17 protein-coding genes and 8 pseudogenes are annotated in these 26,408 nt (G+C 48.4%); 15 read left to right on the forward strand and 10 right to left on the reverse strand.

Annotation, left to right across the window (positions count from 1 at the left end):
• The first annotated feature begins 18 nt into the window (after positions 1 to 18).
• Positions 19 to 755 (forward strand): annotated as a pseudogene (locus tag LPQ25_RS26995) (peptidoglycan DD-metalloendopeptidase family protein).
• A gap of 33 nt (positions 756 to 788) precedes the next feature.
• Here LPQ25_RS26995 and LPQ25_RS27000 read toward each other — a convergent pair.
• The 7 genes and pseudogenes from LPQ25_RS27000 to silC all read right to left on the reverse strand — a co-directional run bounded on the left by LPQ25_RS27000 (position 789) and on the right by silC (position 10,463).
• Positions 789 to 986, reverse strand: a complete 198-nt coding sequence (locus tag LPQ25_RS27000; protein ID WP_000843497.1) for a DUF2933 domain-containing protein — start codon at positions 984 to 986, stop codon at positions 789 to 791.
• Positions 987 to 1,026: 40 nt separating this feature from the next.
• Positions 1,027 to 3,473: pseudogene (gene silP / locus LPQ25_RS27005) on the reverse strand (Ag(+)-translocating P-type ATPase SilP).
• A 126-nt stretch (positions 3,474 to 3,599) separates the two neighbouring features.
• Positions 3,600 to 4,040, reverse strand: a complete 441-nt coding sequence (locus LPQ25_RS27010; protein ID WP_000758228.1) for a DUF411 domain-containing protein — start codon at positions 4,038 to 4,040, stop codon at positions 3,600 to 3,602.
• Positions 4,041 to 4,125: 85 nt separating this feature from the next.
• A pseudogene (gene silA, locus LPQ25_RS27015) lies at positions 4,126 to 7,271 on the reverse strand (Cu(+)/Ag(+) efflux RND transporter permease subunit SilA).
• A gap of 10 nt (positions 7,272 to 7,281) precedes the next feature.
• Positions 7,282 to 8,573: pseudogene (gene silB / locus LPQ25_RS27020) on the reverse strand (Cu(+)/Ag(+) efflux RND transporter periplasmic adaptor subunit SilB).
• A gap of 113 nt (positions 8,574 to 8,686) precedes the next feature.
• A complete protein-coding gene (cusF, locus tag LPQ25_RS27025; protein WP_004213578.1) occupies positions 8,687 to 9,049 on the reverse strand; it encodes a cation efflux system protein CusF in 363 nt (120 codons plus the stop codon).
• A 28-nt stretch (positions 9,050 to 9,077) separates the two neighbouring features.
• On the reverse strand, positions 9,078 to 10,463 hold the full coding sequence (silC, locus tag LPQ25_RS27030; protein WP_004213577.1) for a Cu(+)/Ag(+) efflux RND transporter outer membrane channel SilC: 1,386 nt from the start codon (positions 10,461 to 10,463) through the stop codon (positions 9,078 to 9,080).
• 189 nt (positions 10,464 to 10,652) lie between these two features.
• On the opposite strand from silC, the gene silR reads away from it, so the two are divergent.
• The 4 genes and pseudogenes from silR (at position 10,653) to copM (ending at position 13,974) form a co-directional block, all read left to right on the forward strand.
• A complete protein-coding gene (gene silR, locus LPQ25_RS27035) occupies positions 10,653 to 11,333 on the forward strand; it encodes a copper/silver response regulator transcription factor SilR (protein ID WP_004213574.1) in 681 nt (226 codons plus the stop codon).
• Positions 11,326 to 12,801, forward strand: coding sequence for a copper/silver sensor histidine kinase SilS (gene silS / locus LPQ25_RS27040; RefSeq protein ID WP_000555737.1), 1,476 nt, complete (start codon positions 11,326 to 11,328; stop codon positions 12,799 to 12,801). The genes silR and silS overlap by 8 nt, the downstream gene beginning before the upstream one ends.
• 250 nt (positions 12,802 to 13,051) lie before the next feature.
• Positions 13,052 to 13,482: pseudogene (gene silE / locus LPQ25_RS27045) on the forward strand (silver-binding protein SilE).
• 141 nt (positions 13,483 to 13,623) lie between these two features.
• On the forward strand, positions 13,624 to 13,974 hold the full coding sequence (gene copM, locus LPQ25_RS27050; RefSeq protein ID WP_004213569.1) for a CopM family metallochaperone: 351 nt from the start codon (positions 13,624 to 13,626) through the stop codon (positions 13,972 to 13,974).
• A gap of 384 nt (positions 13,975 to 14,358) precedes the next feature.
• On the opposite strand, the pseudogene LPQ25_RS27055 reads toward copM, so the two are convergent.
• Positions 14,359 to 15,266, reverse strand: a pseudogene (locus LPQ25_RS27055) (HNH endonuclease).
• A 636-nt stretch (positions 15,267 to 15,902) separates the two neighbouring features.
• On the opposite strand from LPQ25_RS27055, the gene LPQ25_RS27060 reads away from it, so the two are divergent.
• The 4 genes and pseudogenes from LPQ25_RS27060 (at position 15,903) to LPQ25_RS27070 (ending at position 19,398) form a co-directional block, all read left to right on the forward strand.
• The gene (locus tag LPQ25_RS27060; RefSeq protein ID WP_004213565.1) at positions 15,903 to 16,877 is read left to right on the forward strand and encodes a GGDEF domain-containing protein; all 975 of its coding nucleotides are present in this window, start codon (positions 15,903 to 15,905) and stop codon (positions 16,875 to 16,877) included.
• A gap of 178 nt (positions 16,878 to 17,055) precedes the next feature.
• Positions 17,056 to 17,301, forward strand: a pseudogene (locus LPQ25_RS27335) (hypothetical protein); the annotation flags it as partial.
• A gap of 499 nt (positions 17,302 to 17,800) precedes the next feature.
• Positions 17,801 to 18,622 (forward strand): hypothetical protein, encoded by an 822-nt coding sequence (locus LPQ25_RS27065; RefSeq protein WP_004213562.1) that lies wholly within the window; start codon positions 17,801 to 17,803, stop codon positions 18,620 to 18,622.
• Positions 18,619 to 19,398 (forward strand): site-specific integrase, encoded by a 780-nt coding sequence (locus tag LPQ25_RS27070; protein WP_004213560.1) that lies wholly within the window; start codon positions 18,619 to 18,621, stop codon positions 19,396 to 19,398. Before LPQ25_RS27065 ends, LPQ25_RS27070 begins: the two co-directional genes overlap by 4 nt.
• Positions 19,399 to 19,542: 144 nt before the next feature.
• On the opposite strand, the gene LPQ25_RS27075 is transcribed toward LPQ25_RS27070, so the two are convergent.
• The gene (locus LPQ25_RS27075) at positions 19,543 to 20,472 is read right to left on the reverse strand and encodes an Rpn family recombination-promoting nuclease/putative transposase (protein WP_004213558.1); all 930 of its coding nucleotides are present in this window, start codon (positions 20,470 to 20,472) and stop codon (positions 19,543 to 19,545) included.
• A gap of 301 nt (positions 20,473 to 20,773) precedes the next feature.
• On the opposite strand from LPQ25_RS27075, the pseudogene LPQ25_RS27080 reads away from it, so the two are divergent.
• Positions 20,774 to 20,941 (forward strand): annotated as a pseudogene (locus LPQ25_RS27080) (IS1 family transposase); the annotation flags it as partial.
• Here the strand turns inward: LPQ25_RS27080 and LPQ25_RS27085 are convergent.
• Entirely contained in the window at positions 20,920 to 22,668 is a 1,749-nt protein-coding gene (locus LPQ25_RS27085; RefSeq protein WP_011251293.1) for a hypothetical protein, read from the reverse strand. The pseudogene LPQ25_RS27080 and the gene LPQ25_RS27085 overlap by 22 nt on opposite strands.
• A gap of 188 nt (positions 22,669 to 22,856) precedes the next feature.
• Here LPQ25_RS27085 and LPQ25_RS27090 point away from each other — a divergent pair, with 188 nt between their 5' ends.
• The 5 genes from LPQ25_RS27090 to LPQ25_RS27110 all read left to right on the forward strand — a co-directional run bounded on the left by LPQ25_RS27090 (position 22,857) and on the right by LPQ25_RS27110 (position 26,280).
• Positions 22,857 to 23,102 carry a molecular chaperone DnaJ gene (locus tag LPQ25_RS27090; protein ID WP_011251294.1) on the forward strand — a complete coding sequence of 82 codons (246 nt, stop codon included), beginning with the start codon at positions 22,857 to 22,859 and terminating at the stop codon, positions 23,100 to 23,102.
• A 523-nt stretch (positions 23,103 to 23,625) separates the two neighbouring features.
• On the forward strand, positions 23,626 to 24,492 hold the full coding sequence (locus LPQ25_RS27095) for a ParA family protein (protein WP_011251296.1): 867 nt from the start codon (positions 23,626 to 23,628) through the stop codon (positions 24,490 to 24,492).
• Positions 24,492 to 25,523, forward strand: a complete 1,032-nt coding sequence (locus LPQ25_RS27100; RefSeq protein ID WP_004902347.1) for a ParB/RepB/Spo0J family partition protein — start codon at positions 24,492 to 24,494, stop codon at positions 25,521 to 25,523. Before LPQ25_RS27095 ends, LPQ25_RS27100 begins: the two co-directional genes overlap by 1 nt.
• Complete coding sequence (locus tag LPQ25_RS27105) at positions 25,523 to 25,960, forward strand: hypothetical protein (RefSeq protein ID WP_004902343.1); 438 nt, start codon at positions 25,523 to 25,525, stop codon at positions 25,958 to 25,960. Before LPQ25_RS27100 ends, LPQ25_RS27105 begins: the two co-directional genes overlap by 1 nt.
• Positions 25,957 to 26,280, forward strand: coding sequence for a hypothetical protein (locus LPQ25_RS27110; RefSeq protein WP_004902338.1), 324 nt, complete (start codon positions 25,957 to 25,959; stop codon positions 26,278 to 26,280). The genes LPQ25_RS27105 and LPQ25_RS27110 overlap by 4 nt, the downstream gene beginning before the upstream one ends.
• The last annotated feature ends 128 nt before the right edge of the window (positions 26,281 to 26,408 follow it).

Here is a 26,408-nt window from a genome sequence, read left to right on the forward strand (position 1 = left end):
AACGGCGAATTCCAGTAAATGTATTCTACCGATGTCGTAAAAGAAAATGCCTACCTTTCAGCCACCCGCTCGGGCTGGAATCGAACGAGATCGCTACTCTTCAGCGCTCCTTGCCTTCCCGGTTTAATCTGCGGCATTTGAAAAAAAATGAATCATTAAAACTCGTACTGCAAAAGAAAGCGGGAAAATCACGTGTCGTGGCCTATAAATTTACGTCCGGTTCATTTAATTACACGGCGTATCGTATATCAGATAAAAAGTTCTATAACCTTTCCGATACTTCCGGAAAAGGCAGTCTCGATTATCCGTTACCGGCCACAGCAAGACTCAGTTCGCCTTTCAATCCTGCAAGACTTAACCCGGTATCGGGAAAAGTGAGTCCCCATAATGGCATTGATTATTCCATGCCCATGAACACGAAAATAGTCAGCGTCATCGACGGAAAAATCACCCGGGCCGAATACAACAGTACCATGGGATATTTTGTTGAAGTAACGGGAAAAGCCGGTGTTAAAACTCGCTATCTCCACCTCAATAAAATACTCGTTACTAAAGGGGCCAGGGTTACCCGGGGAGACGCTATTGCGTTATCCGGTAACAGCGGACGTTCATCCGGTCCTCATCTGCATTACGAGCTGGTCATCAATAACAATCCTGTTAACTCACTGGCGTTCCGGGCAGCGGCACCCGCTGATAACAAACTTGAACAGCATGCCTTTGCGCATGCCAGAGACTACGAACGATACCTGGACTGATAACGGGGCCGCGACGCGGCCCCGTCTGCCGGATTAATTTTTTTTATCGTTTTCACTTCCTTGATGTTGATGATCTCCATGCCCTCCGTGGCCGTGGAAAAGATGCATTAGCGGGCAGACCAGCAATAACAGATATGGCCAGTAACCTGCCACATGTGACCAGTGTTCGCGCAGGAGGGCAAATGCCGCAATCGCGGCGACAGCAATAAGCGCATAGGTGGTACTTTTCATACCGGACTCCTTCTGTTAGTAACAGACCCTTCATTCAGGGTTATTTCCCGAGCCTGACACTTTTCAGACGCAACGCATTTGCAATGACGCTAACGGAGGAAAGGGCCATAGCCGCCGCCGCAATAACTGGCGACAGCAGTATTCCATACACAGGATAAAGCAGACCTGCAGCTACAGGCACCCCAAGAGCATTGTAGATAAACGCAAAAAACAGATTCTGCCGGATATTTTTCATGGTGATTTCTGACAGATGACGGGCCCTGTTCAGTATCATCAAGTCGCCTTTGAGAAGGGTGACTCCGGCACTTTCAATTGCCACATCTGTACCCGTTCCCATGGCTATACCCACGTCAGCCGCTGCCAGCGCCGGGGCATCATTCACACCGTCTCCGGCCATCGCAACCACATGGCCAGACGCTTTCAGTCGGGTTATCACTGCTTTTTTGCCATCCGGCAGAATCCCGGCTTCAACCTCATCTATTCCCAGTTTCCGTGCGACTGCTTCAGCAGTAAGCTGGTTATCCCCGGTGAGCATAACAATGCGGATCCCCGCCTGACGCAAAGCTTTAAGCGCATCCGGCGTGGTTGCTTTCACGGGATCCGAGATAGCTATCAGGCCTGCAAGGTTCCCGTCTGTGGCCACATAGATAACGGTAGCGCCTTCCATCCGCAACGTATCCGCAACGGCCTTTTGATTATCAATAACGATACTGTTTTCCTGCATAGCCAGTTCATTACCAATAACAACCCGTTGACCTTCGACATCGCCTGAGACACCTTTCCCCGACGGGGCATTGAAATTACTGACGGCAGGTATCACGATCCCCTTTTCATGCGCGGCTCTGACAACAGCCATACCCAACGGATGCTGCGAACCTTTTTCCACTGCAGCTGTTACACGTAAAAGAGATATTTCCCCACCCGGACTGAGACTGATAATCCCTGTCACCGTAGGCGAACCTTCCGTGAGCGTGCCTGTTTTGTCGACAACCAGCGTGTCCACTTTTTCAAGACGCTCAAGGGCTTCGGCATTCTTGATTAACACCCCGGCCTGGGCGCCTTTGCCCACCCCCACCATTATCGACATCGGCGTGGCCAGTCCCAGCGCGCAGGGACAGGCAATAATCAGGACCGACACAGCCGCAATGAGACCGTGCGCCATCCTGGGCTCGGGCCCCCAGACAGACCAGATCAAGAAAGCAACAACCGCGATAAGTATCACCAGAGGAACAAACCAGCCTGAAACGCTGTCTGCCATTCTCTGGATGGGGGCACGCGAACGCTGTGCATCAGCGACCATCTGAACAATTCGTGAGAGCATCGTTTCATCACCGACTTTCTCTGCACGGATGATAAGACTACCTGTCTGATTAATCGTCCCCCAATGACAGGGTCACCCTTCGTTTTGGTAACCGGCATAGACTCCCCGGTCACCATCGATTCATCAACGGTTGTTTTGCCTTCGATCACGATACCGTCGACCGGAATACTCTCTCCAGGTCTGATGCGGAGCTTATCGCCAGGCAGGACATCTTCCGCATTAATATCCGTTTCATGACCGTCATGATCCAGCCGTCTGGCGGTTTTGGGGGCAAGGTTCAGAAGCGCAGTAATGGCGCCTGAGGTTTGTTCCCGTGCCCGCAGCTCAAGAACCTGTCCCAGCAGAACAAGCACCGTAATAACTGCTGCGGCTTCAAAATAAACGGCCACCAGGCCATCCATGTTTCTGAACGATGCAGGAAACCAGGAGGGGAAGACGGTTGCAATGACGCTGTAAACCCAGGCTACGCCGGTCCCCATTGCAACAAGGGTAAACATATTCAGGGAGCGGTTACGTAACGACATTCCGGCCCGGGCGAAGAATGGCCAGCCACACCACAACACGACAGGGGAGGCCAGAAGCAACTGCAGCCATGTGTTGTACTGTGGCGGTACTGTATTCCTCAAGTCGGGAAACAGATGAGATCCCATTTCGAGTACCAGAACCGGAAACGCCAGCAACAACCCCAGCCAGAAGCGTCTTGTCATGTCGTGAAGTTCATCACTCGGCCCCGTGGATGCCGTAGCTACGAGCGGCTCCAGTGCCATTCCACAGACAGGACAGCTTCCGGGACCACTGCGGCGTATCTCCGGGTGCATCGGACATGTCCACACACCTTCAGAATTCTCTTTTTCCGCCTGGTTGTGAGGCTGTTTTATCTGATCAGGGCTGACTTCGTGATGATCGTGGTGATGGTGATGGGAATGTTCACTGGCATCTTCGGTAAGATAACGATCGGGATGGGCTTTAAATTTACTCTCACAGCTGGCGGAGCAGAAATAAAGTTGGTGGTCCTGGTATCGAATGCTGCTGTGCGCCCTGTCGGGCAGGATGGCCATCCCGCACACGGGATCTCTCACCTTATGCAATACGTGGCCCTCGTCCGGGGATAATGTCTGCTCAGAAGCAGTCTGGTTGTTGTGTTGCACTGCATTGTCATTTTTCACAGTAACTCTCCTTATGCATACCGAAGCATCTTCTGTCTTCAGGGTATGTCATGGATGCGATTACCACGAATATCGCCGGCACAGGAGTGCCTGCTACCGGCGTCCCGTTATCAGCCGTTCCGCTGACTATTCGATTCGCTGGAAGACTTTTTTACTTCCATCCGGTGAGAATGCGATAACATCGTAAGCCTCTTTTCGGGCTCCCATCTCCATTCCAGGACTTCCTGCTGGCATACCGGGGGTGGCGAGACCGTATATACCCGAACCAGACTGCATTGCCTTATGTATCGTTGTCGCAGGCACATGGCCTTCAATGATCAAATTACCGGCAACCGCGGTATGACAACTTCGTAGTCCTGCAGGAATAGCATGCTTTTCTTTCAGGGCTGACAGCGCCTGATCATTCATGACGTGAGTTCGTACTTCAAACCCGTCTTTTTCCATCGCTTTGCCCCACAGGGAACAACAGCCACAGTTTTCAGATTTGTACATATCAATCACTTTTTCACTCGCCATCGCGGGTAGTGAAAGGCCGAGAGCCAGCGCCATTAGAACCACTTTTTTCATACTCACCTCTGTATATTATCGATATAAACCCTGACGTCAGGGTGAATCAGTAAAGAAGGACACCCACAGGGGTGCCCTTTCAGGTTCAGGACACGCTTTTTTTATGTCTGCGCAGCCAGATTAATTTGTAGGCGGCAGGAATAATGAACAGGGACAGCAGCGGAGCCGTGATCATCCCACCAATCATGGGTGCCGCGATACGGCTCATGACTTCTGAACCTGCACCGGTTCCCCAGAGTATTGGCAGCAGACCCGCAATGATCACCGCCACGGTCATGGCTTTCGGCCGGACACGCAGTACGGCACCATGATAGAGGGCTTCATCAAGGCCTTCCGGTGTGAACGTCTCTTTACGGGACAATTCCGGGTGCGCTTCAATGGCATGACGCAGATACATCAGCATGACCACGCCAAACTCTGCTGCCACCCCGGCCAGGGCGATAAACCCGGTTCCGGTCGCCACTGACATATGGAAGCCCTGCCAGTACAGGAACCATATCCCGCCAACCAGGGCAAACGGCAGGCTCATCAGAATAAGTAAGGCCTCATCAGCCCGGCGGAATGCCAGATATAACAGGATGAAGATGATCATCACCGTCATCGGTACCATCAGTTTTAATTTCTTATTGGCGTGCTCGAGTAATTCAAACTGTCCTGAGAATGCCACACTGGTCCCCGGTCTCAGTTTCACTTTCTCACTGATGGCCGTCTTAATATCGTTCACCACCGACACCATGTCCCTGCCGCGGGCATCAACATAAATCCAGCTGGCTGGCCGGGCATTTTCGGTTTTCAGCATGGTTGGTCCGGAAACGACCTTAATATCGGCAACATCGCCCAGCGTAATTTGCTGCTTCATTGGGGTCAGGATTGGCATCTCTCTCAACGCCTGCGGACTGTTACGGTAATCCTGCGGATAGCGAATGTTAATAGGGTACCGGGCCACGCCTTCAACCGTCTCACCCACCATAGCCCCACCGATTGCTGAAGAGACGAACAGCTGGACGTCGCCCACAGTCATCCCGTACCGGGAAGCTTTCTCCCGGTTGATATCGATATCGATGTAGCGCCCGCCCTCAAGTCGCTCAGCCAGGACAGACACCACGCCAGGCACGGTTTTGGCTACCGCCTCGATACTCTGCGCCGTCGCGTCGATATCGGACAGAACAGTCCCGGACACTTTGATACCTATCGGGCTTTTGATCCCGGTTGAGAGCATATCAATACGGTTACGGATAGGCGGCACCCAGAGGTTTGCCAGACCCGGTAAACGGACTGTCCTGTCGAGTTCATCAATAATCTTGTCAATTGTCATGCCGGGACGCCACTGATCCTCAGGTTTGAGCTGGATCGTGGTTTCCACCATTTCGAGCGGCGCGGAATCCGTTGCGGTCTCTGCTTTACCGGTCTTGCCAAATACAGAAGCCACTTCAGGAACGCTTTTGATTAACTTGTCTGTTGTCTGCAGGAGCGCTGCAGCTTCTGCCGGAGAGACGCCAGGCAAGGTCGACGGCATATACAGCAGATCGCCCTCGTTAATCTTCGGCAGAAATTCACCGCCCACCTGACTCAGTGGCCAGATAACCGTGAAAATGGACAAGGCCGCAACCAGCAGGGTTGTTTTTGGCCAGTGGAGGACCCGCAGCAGCAAAGGATGATACGCTTTGATCAGCACCCGGTTCAGGGGGTTACTTGTCTCGGCAGGAATTTTCCCCGGATCCAGAATCCCATCAGAATAGGAATGACGATGATGGCCAGTGCGGCCGCTCCCGCCATGGAGTACGTTTTCGTGAATGCCAGCGGGCCAAACAGACGACCTTCCTGCCCTTCCAGGGTAAAGATAGGAATAAAGGACAGGGTGATGATCAGCAGGCTAATGAACAACGCGGGTCCCACTTCCACGGAGGCGTCGGTAATCACCTTCCAGCGGGTGGCGTTGTCAATCTGCTCACCCGGATGCTGATGATCCCACTCCTCAAGCCGTTTGTGCGCATTTTCAATCATCACAATGGCGGCATCCACCATCGCACCGACGGCAATCGCTATCCCTCCCAGCGACATGATATTGGCGTTCAGTCCCTGGAAGTGCATGACGATAAAGGCGATACACAGGCCAAGTGGCAGAGAAATAATCGCCACCAGGGCAGAACGGACATGCCAGAGGAACAGTGCGCAAACGACAGCAACAACGATAAACTCTTCAAGAAGCTTGTAACTGAGGTTATCAATCGCCCGGTCGATTAACTGGCTGCGATCGTAGGTGGTCACGATTTCAACGCCTTCCGGCAGGCTGGCCTTCAGCGTCTCCAGTTTATCCCTCACTGCCGTGATAACGTCGCGCGCATTTTTACCCGACCGCAGGATCACCACGCCGCCAGCGACTTCTCCCTGGCCGTTCAGCTCGGCAATACCACGCCTCATTTCGGGCCCGGTCTGCACGCGGGCAACATCCCGCAGATAAACCGGCACGCCGTTCTCACCTGTTTTCAGGACGATGTTATTAAAATCATCAATGCTCTGAAGATAACCGCTGGCACGGACCATATACTCCGCTTCGGCCATTTCAACGGATGAGCCACCGGCCTCCTGGTTAGACGATTCAAGTGCCTGTTTCACTTCGGGCAGGCTGATACCGTACTGGGACAGTTTTACCGGATTGACCTGAATCTGGTACTGTTTCACCACGCCGCCAACCGAAGCGACCTCAGCCACGTTCGGGATGGTTTTCAGCTCAAATTTCAGGAACCAGTCCTGCAGAGAGCGCAGTTCTGAAAGGTCGTGTTTTCCGTTGCGATCGACAAGGGCATATTCAAAAATCCAGCCCACACCCGTGGCATCAGGACCGATTTCAGAACTCACACCGGCAGGCAGTTTTCCCTGAACCTGATTCAGATATTCCAGCACGCGGGAACGGGCCCAGTACAGATCGGTGCCGTCTTCAAAAATGACATACACATACGAATCCCCGAACTGTGAAAAACCACGCACGGTTTTTGCGCCAGGTACGGACAGCATGGTGGTGGTAAGTGGATAGGTGACCTGGTTTTCTACAATCTGCGGGGCCTGTCCGGGATAGCTGGTTTTAATAATGACCTGCACATCTGACAGGTCAGGCAGCGCATCGACCGGCGTGTTAATTATCGTCCATGTGCCCCAGATGCTGAGAAACAGTGCGCCCATCATGACCAGGAAACGGTTGGCGACAGAGCGCCGGATAATCCATTCAATCATCGTCGTCTCCTCAGTGCCCTGAATGCATATTTACAGGCTGGTCAGACATTGCTGGCATACTGCTTTCTGTTTTTTCAGGGTGGCGCATACGTTCCAGCGCGCCCGTAATATTGGCTTCGGAGTCAATGAGGAACAGGCCACTGACCACCACGGTATCGCCTTCATTCAGGCCGGAACCGATGCCGGACTGTTGCTGTGATTCATGCAGAACGTGGATCTGTTTCGGCACAAACTTGCCTTCATCATCAACAGTAATCACGCGCTGTTCTTTGCCGGTATCGATAACGGCCTGGCTTGGTATCAGCAGCATCTCCTGGCTCCTGGTATTCAGTTTCAGATAGGCATTCATGCCCGGCTTGAGAAACTCATCCTTATTAGAAACCTGGAGACGGACCTGAAGCGTACGGGTTGTCTGATCCACGCTGGGAAGAATGTTCCATTTTTCGACATGGAATGTTTTATCCGGATAAGCCGGTACCGAAATTTCAAACTGCGACGTATCTTTCAGCAAATAGGCGATAGATTCTGGCACTGCAGCGCTGATCCAGACCGGGTCCATTCCCTGAATCTGAGCCACCACCTTATCTTTCGAAATATTCATGCCGGTGCGCAGGTCAAACGCAGTAATGACACCATCAATAGGTGCTTTAATGGTAAAACGGGTCTGGATTGTGCGGGTTGAACGCAGCCTTTGAATATCCTCTTCCGGCATACCAGCCAGACGAAGTCGCTCCAGAACCCCTTTTATCTGGGTTGGCGTACCGCCTGTACCGGATAACAGCAGGAACTCACTTTGTGCCTCAACCCATTCAGGAATGGTGATATCGATAAGCGGAGTGCCTTTCTTCACATGATCGCCAATCGTCAGGGGATACACTTTTTCGACGAAACCGTCAGAGCGCGCCTGCACAATGACAAACTGATACTCGTTGTAACTGACATTAGCCGGGATTGTCTGAGAATAATTCAGCATTCCTCGCGTGACTTTTTGCGTTTTTAATCCCAGATTCTGAACCTGCGTTGGATCGATACGGATCCCGCCACTGCTTTTATCGCCGCTTTCATCAGCATATTTTGGCACCAGGTCCATATCCATAAAGGGCGATTTTCCGGGTTTATCAAATTTGGTATCCGGTTTCATCGGGTCATACCAGAAAAGCACCTTTCGTTCCGGTGCCTTTTGTTCGGTTTGTACTGTTTTTTGTGATGAGTTTACATACTGCCAGGCAGTAACCGATATCAGCCCCCTGCTATGAGGCTGCTGATAATTATTGCAGCATATTTTATCTTTAAAGAAGCCATACAATTTCTCGCTGAAAAATCAAAACACCTGGCATATGCGCCCGATCATTCATTCACAGTAATCCCTTAATGAATGTTCAGGCGCACTGGATGTATTCGCTCCGGACTGATAATCAGGATTGCGTAACGTTAATGCTTTTGAGTAAGGAGATATTGCCCTGCTGAATAAACGAGAAATCGACATGGTTGCCGGTTTTCAGGGCATTAATAGCGTCAATAGCGTCGTCTGCATTAACAAAAGTGAAGCGCATGGTCATTGCAGGCCAGCCCACCGCAGGGATTGCTTCGTGCGAAATGGTGATTTTTTTACTATTCATATCAATGGCTTTAACGACACCGGAGCCCCTGATAACCTGCTGTACCGAAGCGTCACTGGCAGCATTCATATCGCCATGCTGATGTGTTTCAGCATGAAGACCGGCAGAAAACATGACAGAGAAGGCACCAAATAAAACGGCTTTAAGTGAATTACGCATTTTTAATTTCCTGATTAATTGAATAAATTTACTCTACCCAACCGCCACCCAGCGCGGTAAACAGATTAATTTCGTTAACCTGTCGGGAATAGGTAAGATCGAGAATGGTTTGCTGCGTCGCGAAGAGGGAACGTTCTGCATCCAGCACTTCGATGTAACTGACAGCACCACTTGCATACAATCCTCTGGCACGCTGGAGAGTTATCTGAAGTGAATCAAGATAACGCTGCTGTGACTCAAGTTGCTGGCTAAGGCTGTCGCGCAGCGCAAGCGTGTCGGAAACATCCTTAAAGGCTGACTGAATTTTTTGTTCGTAATTAACCACCGACTGTTGCTGGCGAATTTCAGCCAGCTTCAGATTGGCTTTATTCCTGCCAGCATTAAAAATAGGAATTTCAATTTTAGGGATAAAATTCCACATTCCACTTCCTGACGTAAACAGGCTTGACAGCTCCGTACTGCTTGCGGAAAGACCACTGGTCAGGGTAATGGAGGGGAAAAAGGCCGCTCGCGCTGCGCCAATATTGGCATCAGCCGCTTTCAGCTGATATTCCGCTTCCATAATATCCGGTCGCTGCAGCAAAATTTGTGAAGACAGATTTGGTGGCAATTTTACTGGTGCGATCTCCCCGCCTTTCATCCCTTTTTCTGACGGAAGTGCGCGGTACGTTCCCAGCACCAGTTGCAGGGCATTGTTTGCCTGAGCCAGATCGCCTTCTCGTTTGGCTATTTCGGCGCGGGTACTTTCGATTTGTCCTCTCGCCTGTTCAAGTGCCAGAACGTTCGTACTCCCGGTCACGAGCTGTTGCTCAACGAAAGCATAGGACTGTTCATAATTTTTCAGCGTTTCCCGCGCAATACGGAGTTGTTCGTACGCCAGTTGCTGGCTGAAATAGCTCTGTGAAACGCTGGAGACCAGCAGGATGTGTACGGCCCGACGGGCTTCTTCGCTGGCAAAGTAGTTCTGGCGATCAGCCTCACTCATGTTCTTAAGTTTGCCAAAAAAATCGAGCTCATAGCTGAGCTCCAGACCCGCGTCGTACTCCTGCGTGGTCGGCTTGTCACCTTTCAGACCACCGCTGTATGTTATCCCGGATGAGGCATTCAGCTGGGGATAACGATCTGCATCCGTGACGTTGAACTGGGCCCGGGCCTCTTCAACCTTCAGGGCAGCCATTCTCAAATCACGGTTATTAGTCAGGGCTTCACCGATCAGCCTGCTGACCTGGGGATCGACAAAAAAGTTTCGCCAGCCCGTATCCTGATAGCTGTTTACCGCAGGCGTCAGACTGTTTTTAGACAATGAAAACTGCTGGGGAACCGGAGCTGGCGGACGCTGATATTCAGGTGCCAGAGAAACACAACCAGCCAGGATGAATATGGTACTGATGCTGAGTAATTTTAATTTGAACATAACGCTTCTCGTCCAGGCAGACCTGGTAAATGGTTCAAATGAAGTCCAGAGTATTGATAGGGGTACTTTACCTAACGCTCTCTGTTTGCCGGGTGACAGGATAATGACAATGTTGTCATTTTTGCTGTAATCCGTTGATAACGATCGTGGGCGCAATAGAATGACATTAGCAGCCAGCCGGGGAGCAAGATGAAAATATTGATCGTCGAAGACGAAATTAAAACAGGTGAATATCTCAGCAAAGGGCTGACAGAGGCAGGGTTCGTCGTGGATCACGCTGATAATGGTCTTACCGGATATCATCTCGCCATGACAGCCGAGTATGATTTAGTCATTCTGGATATCATGCTACCTGATGTGAACGGCTGGGATATCATCCGCATGCTGCGCACTGCCGGAAAGGGTATGCCGGTCTTACTGCTGACGGCCCTCGGCACGATCGAACACAGGGTCAAAGGACTGGAACTGGGTGCGGACGATTATCTGGTTAAACCCTTTGCGTTTGCCGAACTGCTCGCCCGGGTGAGAACCCTTCTGAGGCGGGGAAACACGATGATCACGGAAAGCCAGTTTAGGGTGGCTGATCTCTCGATGGATCTCGTATCCAGAAAAGTCAGTCGCGCCGGAAACCGCATTGTGCTCACCAGTAAAGAGTTCAGCCTGCTGGAATTCTTCATTCGCCATCAGGGCGAGGTTCTTCCCCGCTCCCTGATTGCCTCTCAGGTCTGGGACATGAATTTTGACAGCGACACTAACGCGATTGATGTCGCCGTAAAGCGACTCCGCGCTAAAATAGACAACGATTACGGGACAAAGCTGATCCAGACTGTCCGGGGCGTGGGCTATATACTGGAGGCCCCGGATGCATAGCAAACCTTCCAGGCGCCCTTTCTCACTCGCCCTGCGGCTGACCTTTTTTATCAGCCTGTCCACGATACTGGCTTTTATCGCCTTCACCTGGTTTATGCTGCATTCTGTTGAAAATCATTTTGCCGAGCAGGATGTCAGCGATCTTCAACAAATCAGCACCACACTGAACCGTATACTGCAGTCCCCGGTGGATCCGGATGATAAAAAAATAAGCAAAATAAAGGAATCAATTGCCAGCTACCGCAACGTTGCCCTTTTGCTCCTCAATCCCAGGGGTGAAGTGCTCTTTAGCTCAGCTCAGGGGGCGGCACTACGCCCGGCAGTGAATTCAGCAGATTTTAGCGAGCACAGCCGCGCACGGGATGTCTTTCTCTGGACGGTGGAGGATCCTGCGGGACCGATGGATACCGGGTCCGAAATGAAGATGGAAACATACAGGATTATCGCCTCCTCTGGTCAGGCGATATTTCAGGGCAAACAGCAGAACTATGTCATGCTGACTGGCCTATCCATTAATTTCCATCTCCATTACCTCGATGCGCTGAAAAAGAACCTGATTGCGATTGCCGTCGTGATAAGCCTGTTGATTGTTCTGATCATTCGAATCGCTGTCCGTCAGGGGCACCTGCCCCTTCGTAATGTCAGCAATGCCATTAAAAACATCACCTCCGAGAATCTTGATGCGCGACTGGAACCGACACGCGTTCCCATTGAGCTGGAGCAACTGGTTATCTCGTTCAATCATATGATTGGAAAGATTGAGGATGTCTTTACCCGCCAGGCCAATTTCTCTGCCGATATCGCGCATGAGATCAGAACGCCCATCACCAATCTGGTGACGCAGACTGAAATCGCACTGAGTCAGGATCGAACACAGAGGGAACTTGAGGATGTCCTCTATTCCAGTCTTGAAGAGTATAACCGGATGACCAAAATGGTCAGCGATATGCTGTTCCTGGCACAGGCAGATAATAATCAGCTGATACCTGACAGGGTCATGTTTGACCTCAGAGCGGAAGTCATGAAAGTCTTCGAGTTTTTCGAAGCCTGGGCCGAAGAACGCAATATCACGCTCAAATTTAACGGGATGCCCTGCCTGGTTGAGGGAGATCCACAAATGTTCAGAAGGGCGATCAATAATCTGTTATCCAATGCCCTGCGTTATACCCCGGAGGGACAGGCAATCACCGTCTCAATAAGAGAGCAGGAGAGCTTTTTTGACCTTGTGATTGAAAATCCGGGGAAACCGATCCCTGAAGAACATTTATCAAGGCTGTTTGACCGTTTTTATCGGGTGGATCCATCCAGACAACGAAAAGGAGAAGGCAGCGGCATCGGCCTTGCGATTGTGAAGTCAATCGTGGAAGCACATCACGGAAGAGTGCAGGTGGAATCAGACGTACGCTCCACGCGTTTTATCTTATCCGTGCCCAGACTGGAGAAAATGATCCCGGAAACCCAATGCTGAAAATAAAGATGTAAATGACAAAGATGTCATTAGCCTGTCATGCAGCAAACAGAAGCCATTCGATATAATTAGTGCAACTTATCAGGAAGGCTGGATTGCTTCATCAATACCCGGCGTCAGAGTACGCCAGGAAATGAATATCCAGCCCTCTTCCGGAGAAATAAACGCTGCCGAACTTGTTTCAGTTATGGAACTGAAAACACCGGTTGTACTTCCCCGGACATCACTAATTCAGAAATGGAGAGTTATCATGAAAAATATCGTATTAGCATCTTTGCTGGGCTTTGGTTTAATTTCATCGGCCTGGGCCACTGAAACCGTGAATATCCATGATCGCGTCAACAATGCACAGGCTCCTGCTCACCAGATGCAGTCTGCTGCGGCTCCTGTCGGGATCCAGGGGACTGCTCCTCGTATGACCGGTATGGACCAGCATGAACAGGCCATTATTGCTCATGAAACCATGACGAACGGCTCGGCGGATGCGCACCAGAAAATGGCGGAAAGTCATCAGAAGATGATGGGAACTGGCACCGTTAACGCTTCCCGTCCGGCGACTTCGTTTGCGGCGATGAATGAACATGAAAGAGCAGCTGTTGCCCATGAATTTACGAATAACGGTCAGTCCGGCCCCATCAGGCTATGGCTGATGCACACCGCCGCATGATCAATGCAGGCTGAATGCGACGGTAGTATCCGTGCTGTTACCCTTTCCCTGATAGATTTTCCTGAAACAACGTTGCTACATTTTTGCCCCCGTCAGGGGCTTTTTTGTCTGACTCAGCTAAACTTATCCGGTAACCATCTGAAAGGGTTTATTATATGAAAATCAAAAACACCCTTTTTGTAATATTAATGTTATCCCTGCCAGCCATTTCTGCTGAACATTCGGAAATGAAAATGTCAGATATGCACTCATCGGCATCATCACAGGAATATATGGCTGGCATGAAAAATATGCATGAAAAAATGATGGCCACCGTTAATGAATCCAATCCCGATAAGGCCTTTGCAAAAGGTATGATCGCACACCATGAAGGGGCAATCGCAATGGCTGAGACCGAGCTCAAATACGGAAAAGATCCCGAAATGAGAAAGCTTGCGCAGGACATCATTAAAGCTCAAAAAGGTGAAATTGAGCAGATGAATAAATGGCTTGACAGTCATAAATAATGAACACTGGAGTGTTGTCTTGCGCACCCTCTTAGGGTACCCCGGACACGAAAATATATAGCACTTAACTAATTAAAAACCCGAATAATTTCGGGTTTTTAATGTAACTTTCTTTTCTGAACGGAAATAATAGTCATACAATTTAATTTTCTTGTAATTACTCCTACTTTTAATCAGGTACTGGACGATGGATAACGACTCCCGCCTGAGAGGGAAAATCCGTCTGGTTACCTGGCGCTATACTTAACCGATTGATCGACATGCCATGCTGGTAAAATATTAAAATCCTCCCCATAAATCTGAACCACATGACAGGATTGATAGTCAGGCAGTATTTCACATTCATTGCTAAAAAATAAAAATAAGCATGCATCTTCTCGAAGATTAATTACCTTCCATCTTGTAAAAAAGAATCAAATCCTCTAATAATATCTCGATTCCCGCTTTTTTTAATATATCTTTCCGCTCGGCATATATTTTCCTCAACATATCTTCAAACCCTTGCCAAGATGAATTTGTTTATGGCAGTTGCAACATAGTGATATGATATTCTCTTCCACATCCAGTGAATTCTCAAAATAGTCTTGCTTTGACATCGGGACAATGTGATGAGGTTCTGTGTAATTTAGAGGAGAGTTTCGCCTTCTGAACGTTGGATGGTCGCAATTAATTTCACATTTATAATCAGCTTTGTTAAGCGCATTTTTTGAAACAGATTTACTTCTTGGGTATGAGAGTCCATTTTTGACTTCTATTGCAGCTTTCTTAGGTTTCGCTTTTTCGCTATACTCAAATGTCTGAGTAACGTCAAAGTGATTACTTTCTTCTAGAGCAGTGATCAAATCATTATCTGAGTAAAAATCAATGCTTGAGCTTTCGTTCGTACTAAAAAAATCTAGTTCTTTTATTGCCTGAACAAGTTCTTCACGGATAGTCCATAAATTTCGCTTTGGGTTTCCTTTAATTTCTCTACTTTTCATGACTGTAATGAATTTTGTCCCGGAAGCAATCTTTCCGACTCCTTTAACCTCGAATCGGCCAAGCTGCTTCTGAACTCTTCCACCCAACCCATTGATTACACCATTAGCACTCATACTGTGCAGGTCGTACTTCTTGCCGATATCGAAACATGTACAGGAATGGTCTGGCTCAATGAACCATTTTTTTAACGCTGCAATACTTTTGTCATCAAAAACTTTTTTATCCCTTAATAAAATCTTCCATTCTTCAACGCTAATATCTATATCACAGACGTATTCACCATCAATTACTTCACATATTTTTTCAATCATGTCCATAACTCTCTTGTAACACAGGCTTTGTAATAATGTAAAATCCGTTACACGGCGTTGTATGTAATGTCATTGTCTCTTGGACTCCTACAGTCCAAAACAACTTTGTGTTTTGTTGTCCAAAAACTTTTTGTTGCCGTGAGTTCTCACTGAGATAAATCTCGCCTTGAGCGTATCACATCTGCAGACTTCCTCTCAACCTTATGGACTTAACCCGGTCATTCTTCACGACAAAGAAAGTACGGCATTTTACATGACGAAGAGACGGTCTCAGCTTCACATGACCGGATAACGTTTTTAATGTACTTCATTATTACGGCACGGGTGTTCAACGAGTATTTTTAAATATTAATCATTTTGTTTAACGGGTGGATACCTACAAATTTTAACATTTACTAATCAAGATAGCAGTTATACGTACTTTCCCGGCAAAAATCCTGAGGTTTACAGATTCCCTCACCGTAACAGACCCGGTCATTCCCCTGGTCCTCCGGAGAGTCTGGTACGAGTGATAAACGTGAATTCCTGTACCTGAAGTTCAGCCGCTGGCAGATAAGTCGTGAACTATAATTACACTCAGTCAGATCCAAACACCTTTTCATCTGCATATATACTTTGTACATACCAGGAGATTACATGCAGGCACCCGGTATACCGGAGAATGAAGAACAGAGGCTGAAGTCCCTGTATATTACCGGCCTTCTTGATACCCGTGACGATGAGCGTTTTGAACGCCTGACGCGGCTGGCCCGCAAAGCCTTTCAGGTCCCGGTGGCCCTGATAAGCCTGCTGGATCGCGAGCGCCAGTGGCTCCTCGCCTGCCAGGGCGTCGGCGTGCGCGAAACTCCACGTGATATTTCGTTCTGCGGGCACGCCATTCTGCAGGAAGGGCCTTTTATCATTCACGATGCGGCTGCCGATGCGCGATTTCACGATAATCCCCTGGTTACCGGTGAGCCACACATCCGGTTCTACGCCGGCCAGCCGGTGAGCCTGCCGGACGGCACGGTGGCCGGCACGCTGTGCCTGATCCACACCGTTCCCCGCGCCTTCACGGATGAGGACATTGCGTCCCTCCGGGACCTGGCCTGTATCGTGGAGGACGAATTCGAGGCCATCAGCATGGCCATGACGGACAGCCTGACGGGCATTCCCAACCGGCGCGGGTTTTACCGCGCCGGCGAAAAACTCTTCCGCGCAATGAACCGGCAGGATGCGTCGTTCAGCCTCATCTATTTCGATCTGGACAGGTTCAAACCGGTTAACGATCTCTGGGGACACGCGGAAGGTGACGAGGTGCTGAAGATCTTTGCCGGCTTTTTACATCAGCACCTTGAACCGGGTGAAATAGCAGGCCGCCTTGGCGGGGATGAGTTTGCCGCCCTGATCCGGCGAAACGGTAACACTCAGTCTTATCTGCACGCGCTGAGTGCCAGTCTCGATCATTACAATGACACCTCGGGCAAGCCCTACAACATCAATTATTCCTTTGGCGAACTGATCAATAACGCAGACCATTATACGACACTGGCGGAGATGATCGGTAAATGTGACGAAGTGATGTACCTGAAGAAAAAAAGAAAGACCCTGTCGCGGAAAACAGAACCGTGACGTTCTCCTTCCCGGCTGATCCCCTGACCCGGGGTTCAGCCGGACGGCATGAACAATATATTTAACCGCAGGACGCATAAAGTCATTTATATTTGCTCATGGTGCAATAGTCCACTCATCGCAACAATTACTCGTTTTTTGTGTCCATGCTGCAATAATTCCTCTTCTCCACTTCTGAGATCCGAAAAAAGGTAGTTCCGGATCTGCTTCAGCCCCGCCGACGCGCAGCGTCCAAAAAACACAAGATGTAGCGGTGTTCACAGCTGACAGTGACGCTATATGTTGTGTCTCTCCCCTGCCCTGCGACCGGCCTCTCACCACCCTAAAAGGACGCTTTGCTTATTCCCTGGCCGTGGTACACTTCCGGAAACTTCGCTAAATGTGAAAAGTCGGATCTGCCGGAAACGGTCATCCGATAATTTAATAGCGTGGTTATAATGCTGCTTATTATCAGCCTGAAAATAATGACAGCAGGTGAAATTCATTCGGGTGACAGACACAGGGTTGTGCGCAGACAGATCTGCCACCCGTCATAATTACTCTGAGTGACTATTTGAAAGGGATGCTTATGTGTAATTCATGTAGTTTTCAGGCTAATTATTTTCATTCTATTCACTGTATATACGACCACCTCGTAGCAACACATCCAGTTTTGTGGCTGCGTGATTCATCACGAAGATGGCCAGCAGGGTATATCTCACGAAATTTTTTGAATCCTGCCGGGGACGTTCTTGCTATCTGGAATGGAAAGGGAAAAGGCTGGCGGCTGCGTAAGTTAAAAAATGAGGCCAGGGATGAAGTACCAGATCCGACCCGGGAGGATTTTGTCGAGCTCTTGAATGAAATGGAAACCTTCCAGCCATTCTTGGCTATGGACGAGTGAATTAAAAAGGCTGGCGGGATTTCTCAACAATAAAGGGGCTATGGAAATCATGAAAGACATGATGATTGATATTGAAGCTGAACGATTTAATGAGTGGCTTGAGGAAAATTACCCGGATGTTGTCCCCGAATCTGAAGAATGGGAGCAGGCCGCGAACCTGTATTACTGGGAACAGGAGGCACTTGCTGATCAGGCTCAGTGGGATCATGAACACGGGCTCTTCGTGGTTTCCCTGAATGATGTTCACCAGCGTTACCGGCACGCAAGACAGGAGCTGAAGAAGCTATATGCCCTGCTCGACAGAGAGCTGCCTGAAATTGTGTACAGGATGTCTTTCGTTCATGCCGTAACAGTCATGGAGGCGTACCTGATGTACTGCGCCAAGGCCCTGCTGGAGCATGACTGGCCGCTCGAGAGATATTTTGAGGCGTATTATTTACCTTTTGCCAGGGCCAGCAAGAAAGAGAAGCTGGCTACCAGCAAGATGCCGCTTTCCAGGTTTCGCCCTGTTGCAAGGAATGTCGTTGCTCGTATGACTTTCCATAACGTTGAAACAATTGAGCGCTATTTCAGCGCCGTGCTGCACATCCCGCCGATCTGGCCGGTTAGGCCGCTGGGTATCATCGCAGACTGGAGAAACGACCTAGTGCACCGTAATGGTGTGGATGAGCATGATGTGCCAAGAGTGATATCAGCGCAGCAGTTACAGAATGCTCTGCAGAGAGTGTCTGACCTTATAGAGGCGGCACACCAGTCCCTGAGCCAAGAAGTAGACTATTTCGGAAACTGGCGTAGTGAGGAAAACCGGGAAATTATTGCTTCGGCGCTGAACATATCAACAGACAGCGATGTATCTCGATGACCGGGCTCGTTACCTTGGGACCGCAACCAGGAACTGCAGCGCAGCTGCCGGTGGCTATCGACTACCCTGCCGCCCTCGCCTTGCGCCAGATGGCGCTCGTGCAGGATGAACTCCCGAAATACCTGCTGGCGCCGGAAGTCAGCGCCCTGCTCCATTACGTGCCGGATCTTCACCGCAAGATGCTGCTGGCAACGCTGTGGAACACCGGCGCGCGCATTAATGAAGCGCTCGCGCTGACCCGGGGGGATTTTTCGCTGGCGCCGCCGTATCCGTTTGTGCAACTGGCCACGCTCAAACAACGTGCGGAGAAAGCGGCGAGAACGGCCGGGAGAGCGCCCGCCGGCAATCAAGTCCATCGTCTGGTTCCGCTCTCCGATCACCAGTACGTCAGCCAGCTGCAGATGATGGTGGCCACGCTGAAAATACCTTTGGAAAGACGAAACAAACGAACCGGCAGAACCGAAAAAGCGCGCATCTGGCAGATCACCGATCGGACCGTGCGCACCTGGTTTGCTGAGGCGGTCGAAGCCGCGGCCGCCGACGGTGTGACATTCTCAGTACCGGTGACACCCCACACGTTCAGGCACAGTTACGCCATGCATATGTTGTATGCCGGTATACCGCTGAAGGTGCTGCAGAGTCTCATGGGACACAAGTCGATAAGTTCGACGGAAGTCTATACGAAAGTGTTTGCGCTCGATGTAGCGGCACGCCACCGTGTTCAGTTCCAGATGCCGGGGACCGAGGCGGTGGCGATGCTGAAAGAACGGATTTAACGGCTACAGGCTGACGCGCAGCAGGCTTGTCCAACCCCTTGTCTGTCCAGAAGCGAGTTCTGAACAGACAAGGGGTTCAGAATGAAATGCCGGGTAGGTACTTTGCCTCATCCGGGCAGTAAACGCGTTCTCAGGAGGGATGAATCAGTGGCGTATCTGCGCCAGGTCTTCTTCCGTCAGACCGGTCATTTTCATGACGGTACTGCGGTCAATACCGCTGCTGAGCATGGTACGGGCAACTTCGAGCTTGCCTTCATTGCGGCCTTTTTCGATACCACGTTGTTCACCGAGCTGAATCCCCTTCTCGATGCCCTTCTGTTCAAGCTGTTGAGCGATGGTCATAAGTGCGTCCCCGTGTTGCGGCACACGCAGTGCCAGTTCGCGTACAAAGGCTTCGGCGTCGGCTGTTTCGCCTGCCTGCACGATATAGTGTACCAGCGATATGACCTGTGATGAAGACAGATATCCGGCCAGCAAAATGGGCGCCAGGCGGTCAACCAGTTCTGCCAGGTCACGCTGGTGAATATGTTTCTGCAGTAATGTCAGAGCGGCCATACTGCGGTGGTCGGCGATTTCATCATCCGGAATGACCGTAACGTCGACCAGCGGGAAAGCATTGCTGTAGAGACTTCCTGCCAGCGTGGGGTCGTCAAACTCATCCAGCCAGCGGGTGGAGTACGGATACGGGCTGCGCTTACCCGTATAGAACAGCACCGGTATCACCAGGGGCAGTTTTTTATGCCCTGCCTCCAGGTGGCGCTGCATGGCGGCCACGGCATAGCGTATCAGGCGAAAAGCCATATGTTTGTCGGGCGACGACTGGTGCTCAATAAGCACGTGAACGTAGCCGTCGCCGCCGGCGGTTTTCAGGCTATAGAGAACGTCGCTGAAATACTGGCGGAGGTCATCCTCAACAAACGAGCCGGATTCCAGCTTCAGCGTCGTGAGGTCACAGATGGCACGCAGTTCTGCCGGGAGGTGCAACTCCATAAAATCCCGGGCTATTTCCGGCTGCGTCAGGAACTGCCTGAATGTCGCATCGTGGGGTGTAGGCGTGGTGGTTTTCTTTTTCATCGGCCCATGCTCTGAAAATAACGTTGTCATAATATCACAGGCAAAAAATGCTAACATTCGCGTGGAGGGGACTTTCTGTTTCTTCCGGGGGGCAGTGCCGGGGTGGTTCTGTCCCCTATCCTCTTCCCTGGCATACCATTCACATTAAAGTTACAGACGTCTCTGAAGACATTTAAGTGGTCTTGCCGTTTATGGCCTCACATATCTGGTCACATCATTCCGGAAACGGAGGAAGCTCCCGGTATCGTTGACGTATACCCTAAAGTGATATGCTAGCGAGCGGTCTAGGATTGTTTAATCAAGGAGCCACTTGACACCCCATACTCGCATTAAGCGTGTGGCCCGCAAAACGATTTGCTTCTCACGTTCCATCAAGGTCCACGAAAAAGCTATCGACTCATTCATCGAAAGTATATTTTCAACTAATTGGAGACATAATTCTATATCTCAGGAGATTAAGGGAAGCTGACTAGGCCATTGCATAAGCCAATATTTGGCTTTATCTTTTCTTGCTTTTAAAGTTCTTTCACTAATATCATTAATTTCATTTTGTTGTAGGATATTAACGAACTTGCTCAGTGATATTTTACCTACAAAGCTTTCATGCCAAAGTAAACAAATTCCGAGTAGTAGATCTTCAATTTCTCTCAGTTCCATCGTTAAACTTTCTTCTATATTTCTTTGAATATACAATCCCTTACTAAACAGCTCAGCAAGATATAATCCTTCTTCTTTTGGTATGCCTGTGGCTGTGTAAAAAATACAACTTTCTGAATTGTTTGAGGGTAGTTTAACCATAATACTAGGATTTATCCCTTTCGCACGATCTAAATTGTTAAGAAATTTAGGTATTATTAGCACAGAAGCTGCTAAATCAATATTTCTAAAGGACTTGTTTTTTTTATCTATATGCTCAATGTCTTTGTTTTTTTTATTGCTGAAATAATGCGTCATTAACTCCATCGGTTCTGGTAGTAGACCCGAAAACATCCAGGGAAAAAGGCCGACTGGATTGGCACTGAATATTTCGTTAAAACTATTGTATAATGTATCATCCATACATTCATCTCCACTAGAAAAGGCGAAGAGTTTTGATGCATAGTCTTGAGGATAGCTCATTTTTAGGCTTATCATAAAATCTCTTACTTTAATGTACCAAGCAGCATTTTTTATAAGTGAAAAATAAAACATAATCATATGATATACTATCATTTTCTGCATCACTTCAGGGGGCGTGGTCTTTAGTGCATTTCGTTGGTTTTGAGAGAAGTTTTCGGGGCTAGGTTTCAGGAATCGAAATAGAGAACAATATCGCTTATTTAATTTTTCAATCTGATGATTAATACTATTGCTGTCAAACTCATGTTTGTATTTCAACGGAAATTTTTTGCTATATTTTTTGTAGTATTCGACCTGTGAACTATTTTCATGCTTTCGACATAATGCATGTAATATTGGTGCCCACTGCGTATATTTTTTGTCTTTTAGTAGTGGGTGCGATACCTCGTTTAAAGGGTCTCGACCTAAAGCAAGCTTGTGAGCTATACTTATAAAGTGCCCGTGAACCTGATCAAGACTAAATTTTTCATTACTTAACCTGCGGTATTTATTAGTGAATAAATCGAAGGAGTGAATCCTAAATGGAGTCATTTTTCCTTGAGGGTTACCATACTCGATGTCAACCAAGTTTGATGTAAGTTGCCGTTCACTAACTAATTTACATAACGCAATTAGAGTAGGATCTACGATTGTAATGTTTAGTTTCTGGCGACTATTCCTTTCTAATTCTGTACGAACTTTATAGTAAGCATGAATAATTTTTTTTGGTTCTAAGACGGAATGAGGAGTTGCTGCTGCAGTAAGTAATAATTTAAGTGGCATTTTGGGGTAGTTTTTAGTAAGGCATTCAGCATATGCATACAACTGACCTCTCAACATCAATGAATCATAATCATAATTATTCCTAAAAAGTATATCTAATATGTTATGACGTGGGCTAAATGCTTTCTCTAATATGTCATAGTACTGAGGCCTGAGGGCTAAAGGGATTTTGGCAAGACATTTTCTTAAGTGAACCAAACCAGATTCTTTTCTAAAATGTAAAGGTCCAAAAATTAAATTGAAGGCTATTCCAGCTTCAAACCATTCTCTCAACACATTTTCAGCCTCACTTAACTTTAAAACAATTTCTTTCATTCACATTTCCTCGAGAATTGCAATACATAAGTGGAAAAATAATTCGAGTGGCTAACTAAATTGCTGATGATTAACATGCCTACTCTTATGAGTTTTTACTCTTGAGGCAATCATACAGCATCATCCGTACATAAAATGGTTCGTTGGTGGGCTGTGGACTGTTCGTATACACAAAAGTGAGATAGATCATGAAAAAAGTAATTTGCTCATTATGCCATGGGCGTGGTGGTGATGTAATTATTACGTGCAGTAACTGCAATGGTTCAGGTTATGACCCACAAGATGATAATCCGTTCGCGCAGTGCCATACTTGTTACGGAGAAGGTGAAGAAAACGCTGACGTTTGTCCTCGTTGTGGTGGTGATGGTTATTACTACGTAGATGAAGATGAAGATGAAGAAGAGGATGAGGATGAGGATGAAGAAGGGCTATAGCGGGTTGTAGTAGCGCACTGATACTGGGCATGCTCACCTCCACAACAAGATAGGTGAGCTAATAGCTAATATTATCAGTAGGTTTGAGATTTTTGGCCAATCTGAGGGTGTCCATAATTCTGTGTAACTGCCCACTCGTTAAAGGTGATCGCTCAGGCGGTCACCGAACTCGATGTTAAAACGGCTCATTGCCATACCCCAGTCTCTCTGCGGTATCGTCCATTTCTTTGGTGCAGCTTTTATCGTCAGCCATATCACCTTTCTCACATAATAGAATTCGCATGCGAATTCTATTGCATATCATAATTGATACCTTAATGTTTCTCTGTATACTGTTTAGGTCGTCATGAAAGCACGACAACAAACGCAGTGGCAGATAGCTGCTTCTGCACCTGGCGAAACGCCTGACTCACAGGAGTGTGTATGAAATCCCGCAATGAATTCATTTCATTATTGAAATACTCTTTCAAGCTGTGCCGCCCCTTCTCAAACATTTCGCATGCGAAATCTTAAGGACTGTTACATGACACTGAAAATTGGACCTATCGGAAAACTGATCGTTGTATGTAGTCAGAAGGGCGGAATCGTTAAATCGCAGTCATCCAGTGAAATTGCACATGATCTTCGTAAAGCTGGTTTCCGCGTGCTTGAAATTGATATGGACTGGACAACTGGTCTGACGGAGAGAGCTTTCCCCGATGACTTACCTTATGAGATAGAACGCGAACCTTTAAGTAACAGTTTTACACCCGGCGAGGCGAATACATATCAGCTTTTCTTTCCGGAAACAGAGGTTCGACCGATTGAACTTCCTGGCGGGCGTTTCTTTATAGGTGCAACCAGTGAACTTAATGAAATTAACTACCGCAACAGCGACTGCATGTTCGACTTCAGGGACCGTATTGAAGAACTGAAGAAACAGTTTGATTTTATTATTGCTGATTCAGCACCATCATATTCAAATGTTATGATCGCAGCGCATATGTCAGCTGATTACCTTCTTATCCCTACCCTGCTGGAGAAGCAGGCCCGTAATGCAGTTGGTAAACAGCTTACTTATATGCAGAAAATTAAGCGGAACTATAATCCTTCGCTGCAATTCATGGGGACTTATGTGTCTCAGACGCAGGTAAAGAATTATAAAAAACCCCTTAAAGAAGGATATCTTGGGCCTATTGATACACTGAATCTAAATCTCCTCATCGAGATTCTTCAAGGAAAAGGCTATTCCGAAGAATACATTCTCGCCTATATATCATTTGTACCTGCTGCTGCAAAAGAAGCGATCGAACTTGGTCTCTCCTTTGATGAATATGACCCTAAGTGTCTTCCTGCAATTCAGTATAAAGAACTTACCCAGAAAATTATTATGCTCGCAGGAGGTAAGTAATGGCCAAGAAACCTTTTATGAAGAGACTCCAGGCGCAGCAGGTAATGAAAAAAAATGCTGCTGTTGTTTCTGATATTGAACAGGTCATTGCAAATAAACAGCCAGATGAGGAGAGCCATGATATAGCTGCGCACAAGATTATGGCGGATATTGCCCGCCCGGATATCGAACCTGATGGACAGATAATCCGCGTAGATATAAATCTGGTTTATGCTGAAGAACAAGTGCGACCTGAAGAAGACTTCGAGGAAGATATCATCGATGGTATGTCTGATACCTTCGAAACGATAGGGATGCTTACCCCGCCTCGTTGTTATCCTCGTGACAGACGTGGTTACCAGATATGGTTAGGCGAAACGCGTGTTCGGACTGCTCGCAAACGTGGTGATACCCATATTGATATTTATGTTGGTAAACCACCACGGGAAAGAAAAGAACGCATCATCGGCCAGCTCATTGAAAACCTGCAGCAGTCTGGTTTGAAACCATTAGCGACTGCAAAATCGTTCTATGAGCTCAAGCATGAGTTCAATATGACGGGTGAGCAAATCGCAAAAACAATGGGTAAGCCTACCTCATTTGTCAGTAAACACCTTCGTCTCCTTGATGCACCAGAAAATGTTACCGCCCTTCTCCGGGATAAAGTCACATCCGATATCGATCTGGCATACACACTGATACAGGTAAATGAAAAGTCTCCCGAAGAGGCCGAGAAGCTTGTCGCAGCTGCGCGAGAGTCTGGTATTTCACGTTCGCAGGTTAAAGCTGTTCTTGATGCAGTTAAGAACAAAAGCAAAGGTGAGATTTCGCATGCGAAATCTAAGGCTCAGAACAAAAAGCCAACCAAGCCTTTGGACAGCAATTCAGATGTGAAAACCTGGCAGGTTGTTGTCGAGATAGACGGTCAGCAAGGGGTGATAATGACTGACCGCGCGCCAGACGAAGCGGGGTATGTGTGGGTGAAACTGGAAATTGGTGAGATTTCAGTCGAGGCTTCTGAACTACGCGTCAAAGGGATGCGCTCTCTGTGATGAAATCAACCCCGTTCACCGAAATGGCCACTGCATTCCGTGGCCAAATTGTCCGCCTCTGGGCGCTTCGATATCCCGGAACCCAATCCGAAGCTGCCGCCGCATTAACAGAAGCGGCTATCAATCTAGGATACGTTACAAGAAACAGACCCATACCCGGCGCGGCATTACTTTCATGGGCCTCTAACCCGACAGAAACTCCGTTGTGGGCAGCCCAGACGGCGTTAACATTGATGCTAAGCATCGGCTGGAAGCCAGAAAGTAACCAGGACTGGTGTGGTATGTCGGCGCTGATATTCAGAGCCAATCGTACACTTCCACTTGAGCAGTTAGTCGCTTCCTTGCCTGATAGCATAGACAGGCAAACTGCTACCGGATGGTTCGTGGCTGCAATTGAAGAGGATTCCAGCTACCGTTACAACAGGAAATCCAGATGACTTTTCAAGAGCTTGATGCTTGTATCGCAGTCTCTGGCAGACGTTCTATCGCTTCTGCATTAATCGCTTTTATTCTTGATGCGCTTGATGACGGACAGGACGGAGTTGATCTTGATATCTTCCAGAGCCACACGCGCTTCGTTCGTAATAATGTAACCACTGTAGCCAGTTATCTGCAGCTACATGGGATTATCCATATACTGTATTACCGTGATGGTGCTGCAGAACGTCAATATGAGTCCGTTAATAATTACGGGCGGTGGGCAAAGCAGCACTATCGTCCTTCTGAGGCTCTAATACAGCTGCATCGACGTGATTAAACCGAAAGATTTCGCATGCGAAATCTATCTAACCTAAGGATTAAACAGAGTGCCGGGTTCAAAGAGAATTTGCAGGCAGTGTCTGAACGATGACCGTTATCTGAACAACATCATCGCAAGCGATCCCG

The organism is Klebsiella sp. KPN54798 (assembly GCF_021184225.1).
GTDB lineage: Bacteria > Pseudomonadota > Gammaproteobacteria > Enterobacterales > Enterobacteriaceae > Klebsiella > Klebsiella pneumoniae.

What these genes read in the sequence shown, in the direction of transcription:
- silC (WP_004213577.1), bottom strand. Translation starts at nt 10,463, where the DNA reads ATGTTCAAATTAAAATTACTCAGCATCAGTACCATATTCATCCTGGCT.
- LPQ25_RS27000 (WP_000843497.1), bottom strand. Translation starts at nt 986, where the DNA reads ATGAAAAGTACCACCTATGCGCTTATTGCTGTCGCCGCGATTGCGGCA.
- LPQ25_RS27085 (WP_011251293.1), bottom strand. Translation starts at nt 22,668, where the DNA reads ATGAAAGAAATTGTTTTAAAGTTAAGTGAGGCTGAAAATGTGTTGAGA.
- LPQ25_RS27075 (WP_004213558.1), bottom strand. Translation starts at nt 20,472, where the DNA reads ATGAAAAAGAAAACCACCACGCCTACACCCCACGATGCGACATTCAGG.
- LPQ25_RS27010 (WP_000758228.1), bottom strand. Translation starts at nt 4,040, where the DNA reads ATGAAAAAAGTGGTTCTAATGGCGCTGGCTCTCGGCCTTTCACTACCC.
- LPQ25_RS27070 (WP_004213560.1), top strand. Translation starts at nt 18,619, where the DNA reads ATGACCGGGCTCGTTACCTTGGGACCGCAACCAGGAACTGCAGCGCAG.
- LPQ25_RS27065 (WP_004213562.1), top strand. Translation starts at nt 17,801, where the DNA reads ATGGAAATCATGAAAGACATGATGATTGATATTGAAGCTGAACGATTT.
- LPQ25_RS27090 (WP_011251294.1), top strand. Translation starts at nt 22,857, where the DNA reads ATGAAAAAAGTAATTTGCTCATTATGCCATGGGCGTGGTGGTGATGTA.
- LPQ25_RS27060 (WP_004213565.1), top strand. Translation starts at nt 15,903, where the DNA reads ATGCAGGCACCCGGTATACCGGAGAATGAAGAACAGAGGCTGAAGTCC.
- cusF (WP_004213578.1), bottom strand. Translation starts at nt 9,049, where the DNA reads ATGCGTAATTCACTTAAAGCCGTTTTATTTGGTGCCTTCTCTGTCATG.
- LPQ25_RS27105 (WP_004902343.1), top strand. Translation starts at nt 25,523, where the DNA reads ATGAAATCAACCCCGTTCACCGAAATGGCCACTGCATTCCGTGGCCAA.
- LPQ25_RS27110 (WP_004902338.1), top strand. Translation starts at nt 25,957, where the DNA reads ATGACTTTTCAAGAGCTTGATGCTTGTATCGCAGTCTCTGGCAGACGT.
- LPQ25_RS27100 (WP_004902347.1), top strand. Translation starts at nt 24,492, where the DNA reads ATGGCCAAGAAACCTTTTATGAAGAGACTCCAGGCGCAGCAGGTAATG.
- copM (WP_004213569.1), top strand. Translation starts at nt 13,624, where the DNA reads ATGAAAATCAAAAACACCCTTTTTGTAATATTAATGTTATCCCTGCCA.
- silS (WP_000555737.1), top strand. Translation starts at nt 11,326, where the DNA reads ATGCATAGCAAACCTTCCAGGCGCCCTTTCTCACTCGCCCTGCGGCTG.
- LPQ25_RS27095 (WP_011251296.1), top strand. Translation starts at nt 23,626, where the DNA reads ATGACACTGAAAATTGGACCTATCGGAAAACTGATCGTTGTATGTAGT.
- silR (WP_004213574.1), top strand. Translation starts at nt 10,653, where the DNA reads ATGAAAATATTGATCGTCGAAGACGAAATTAAAACAGGTGAATATCTC.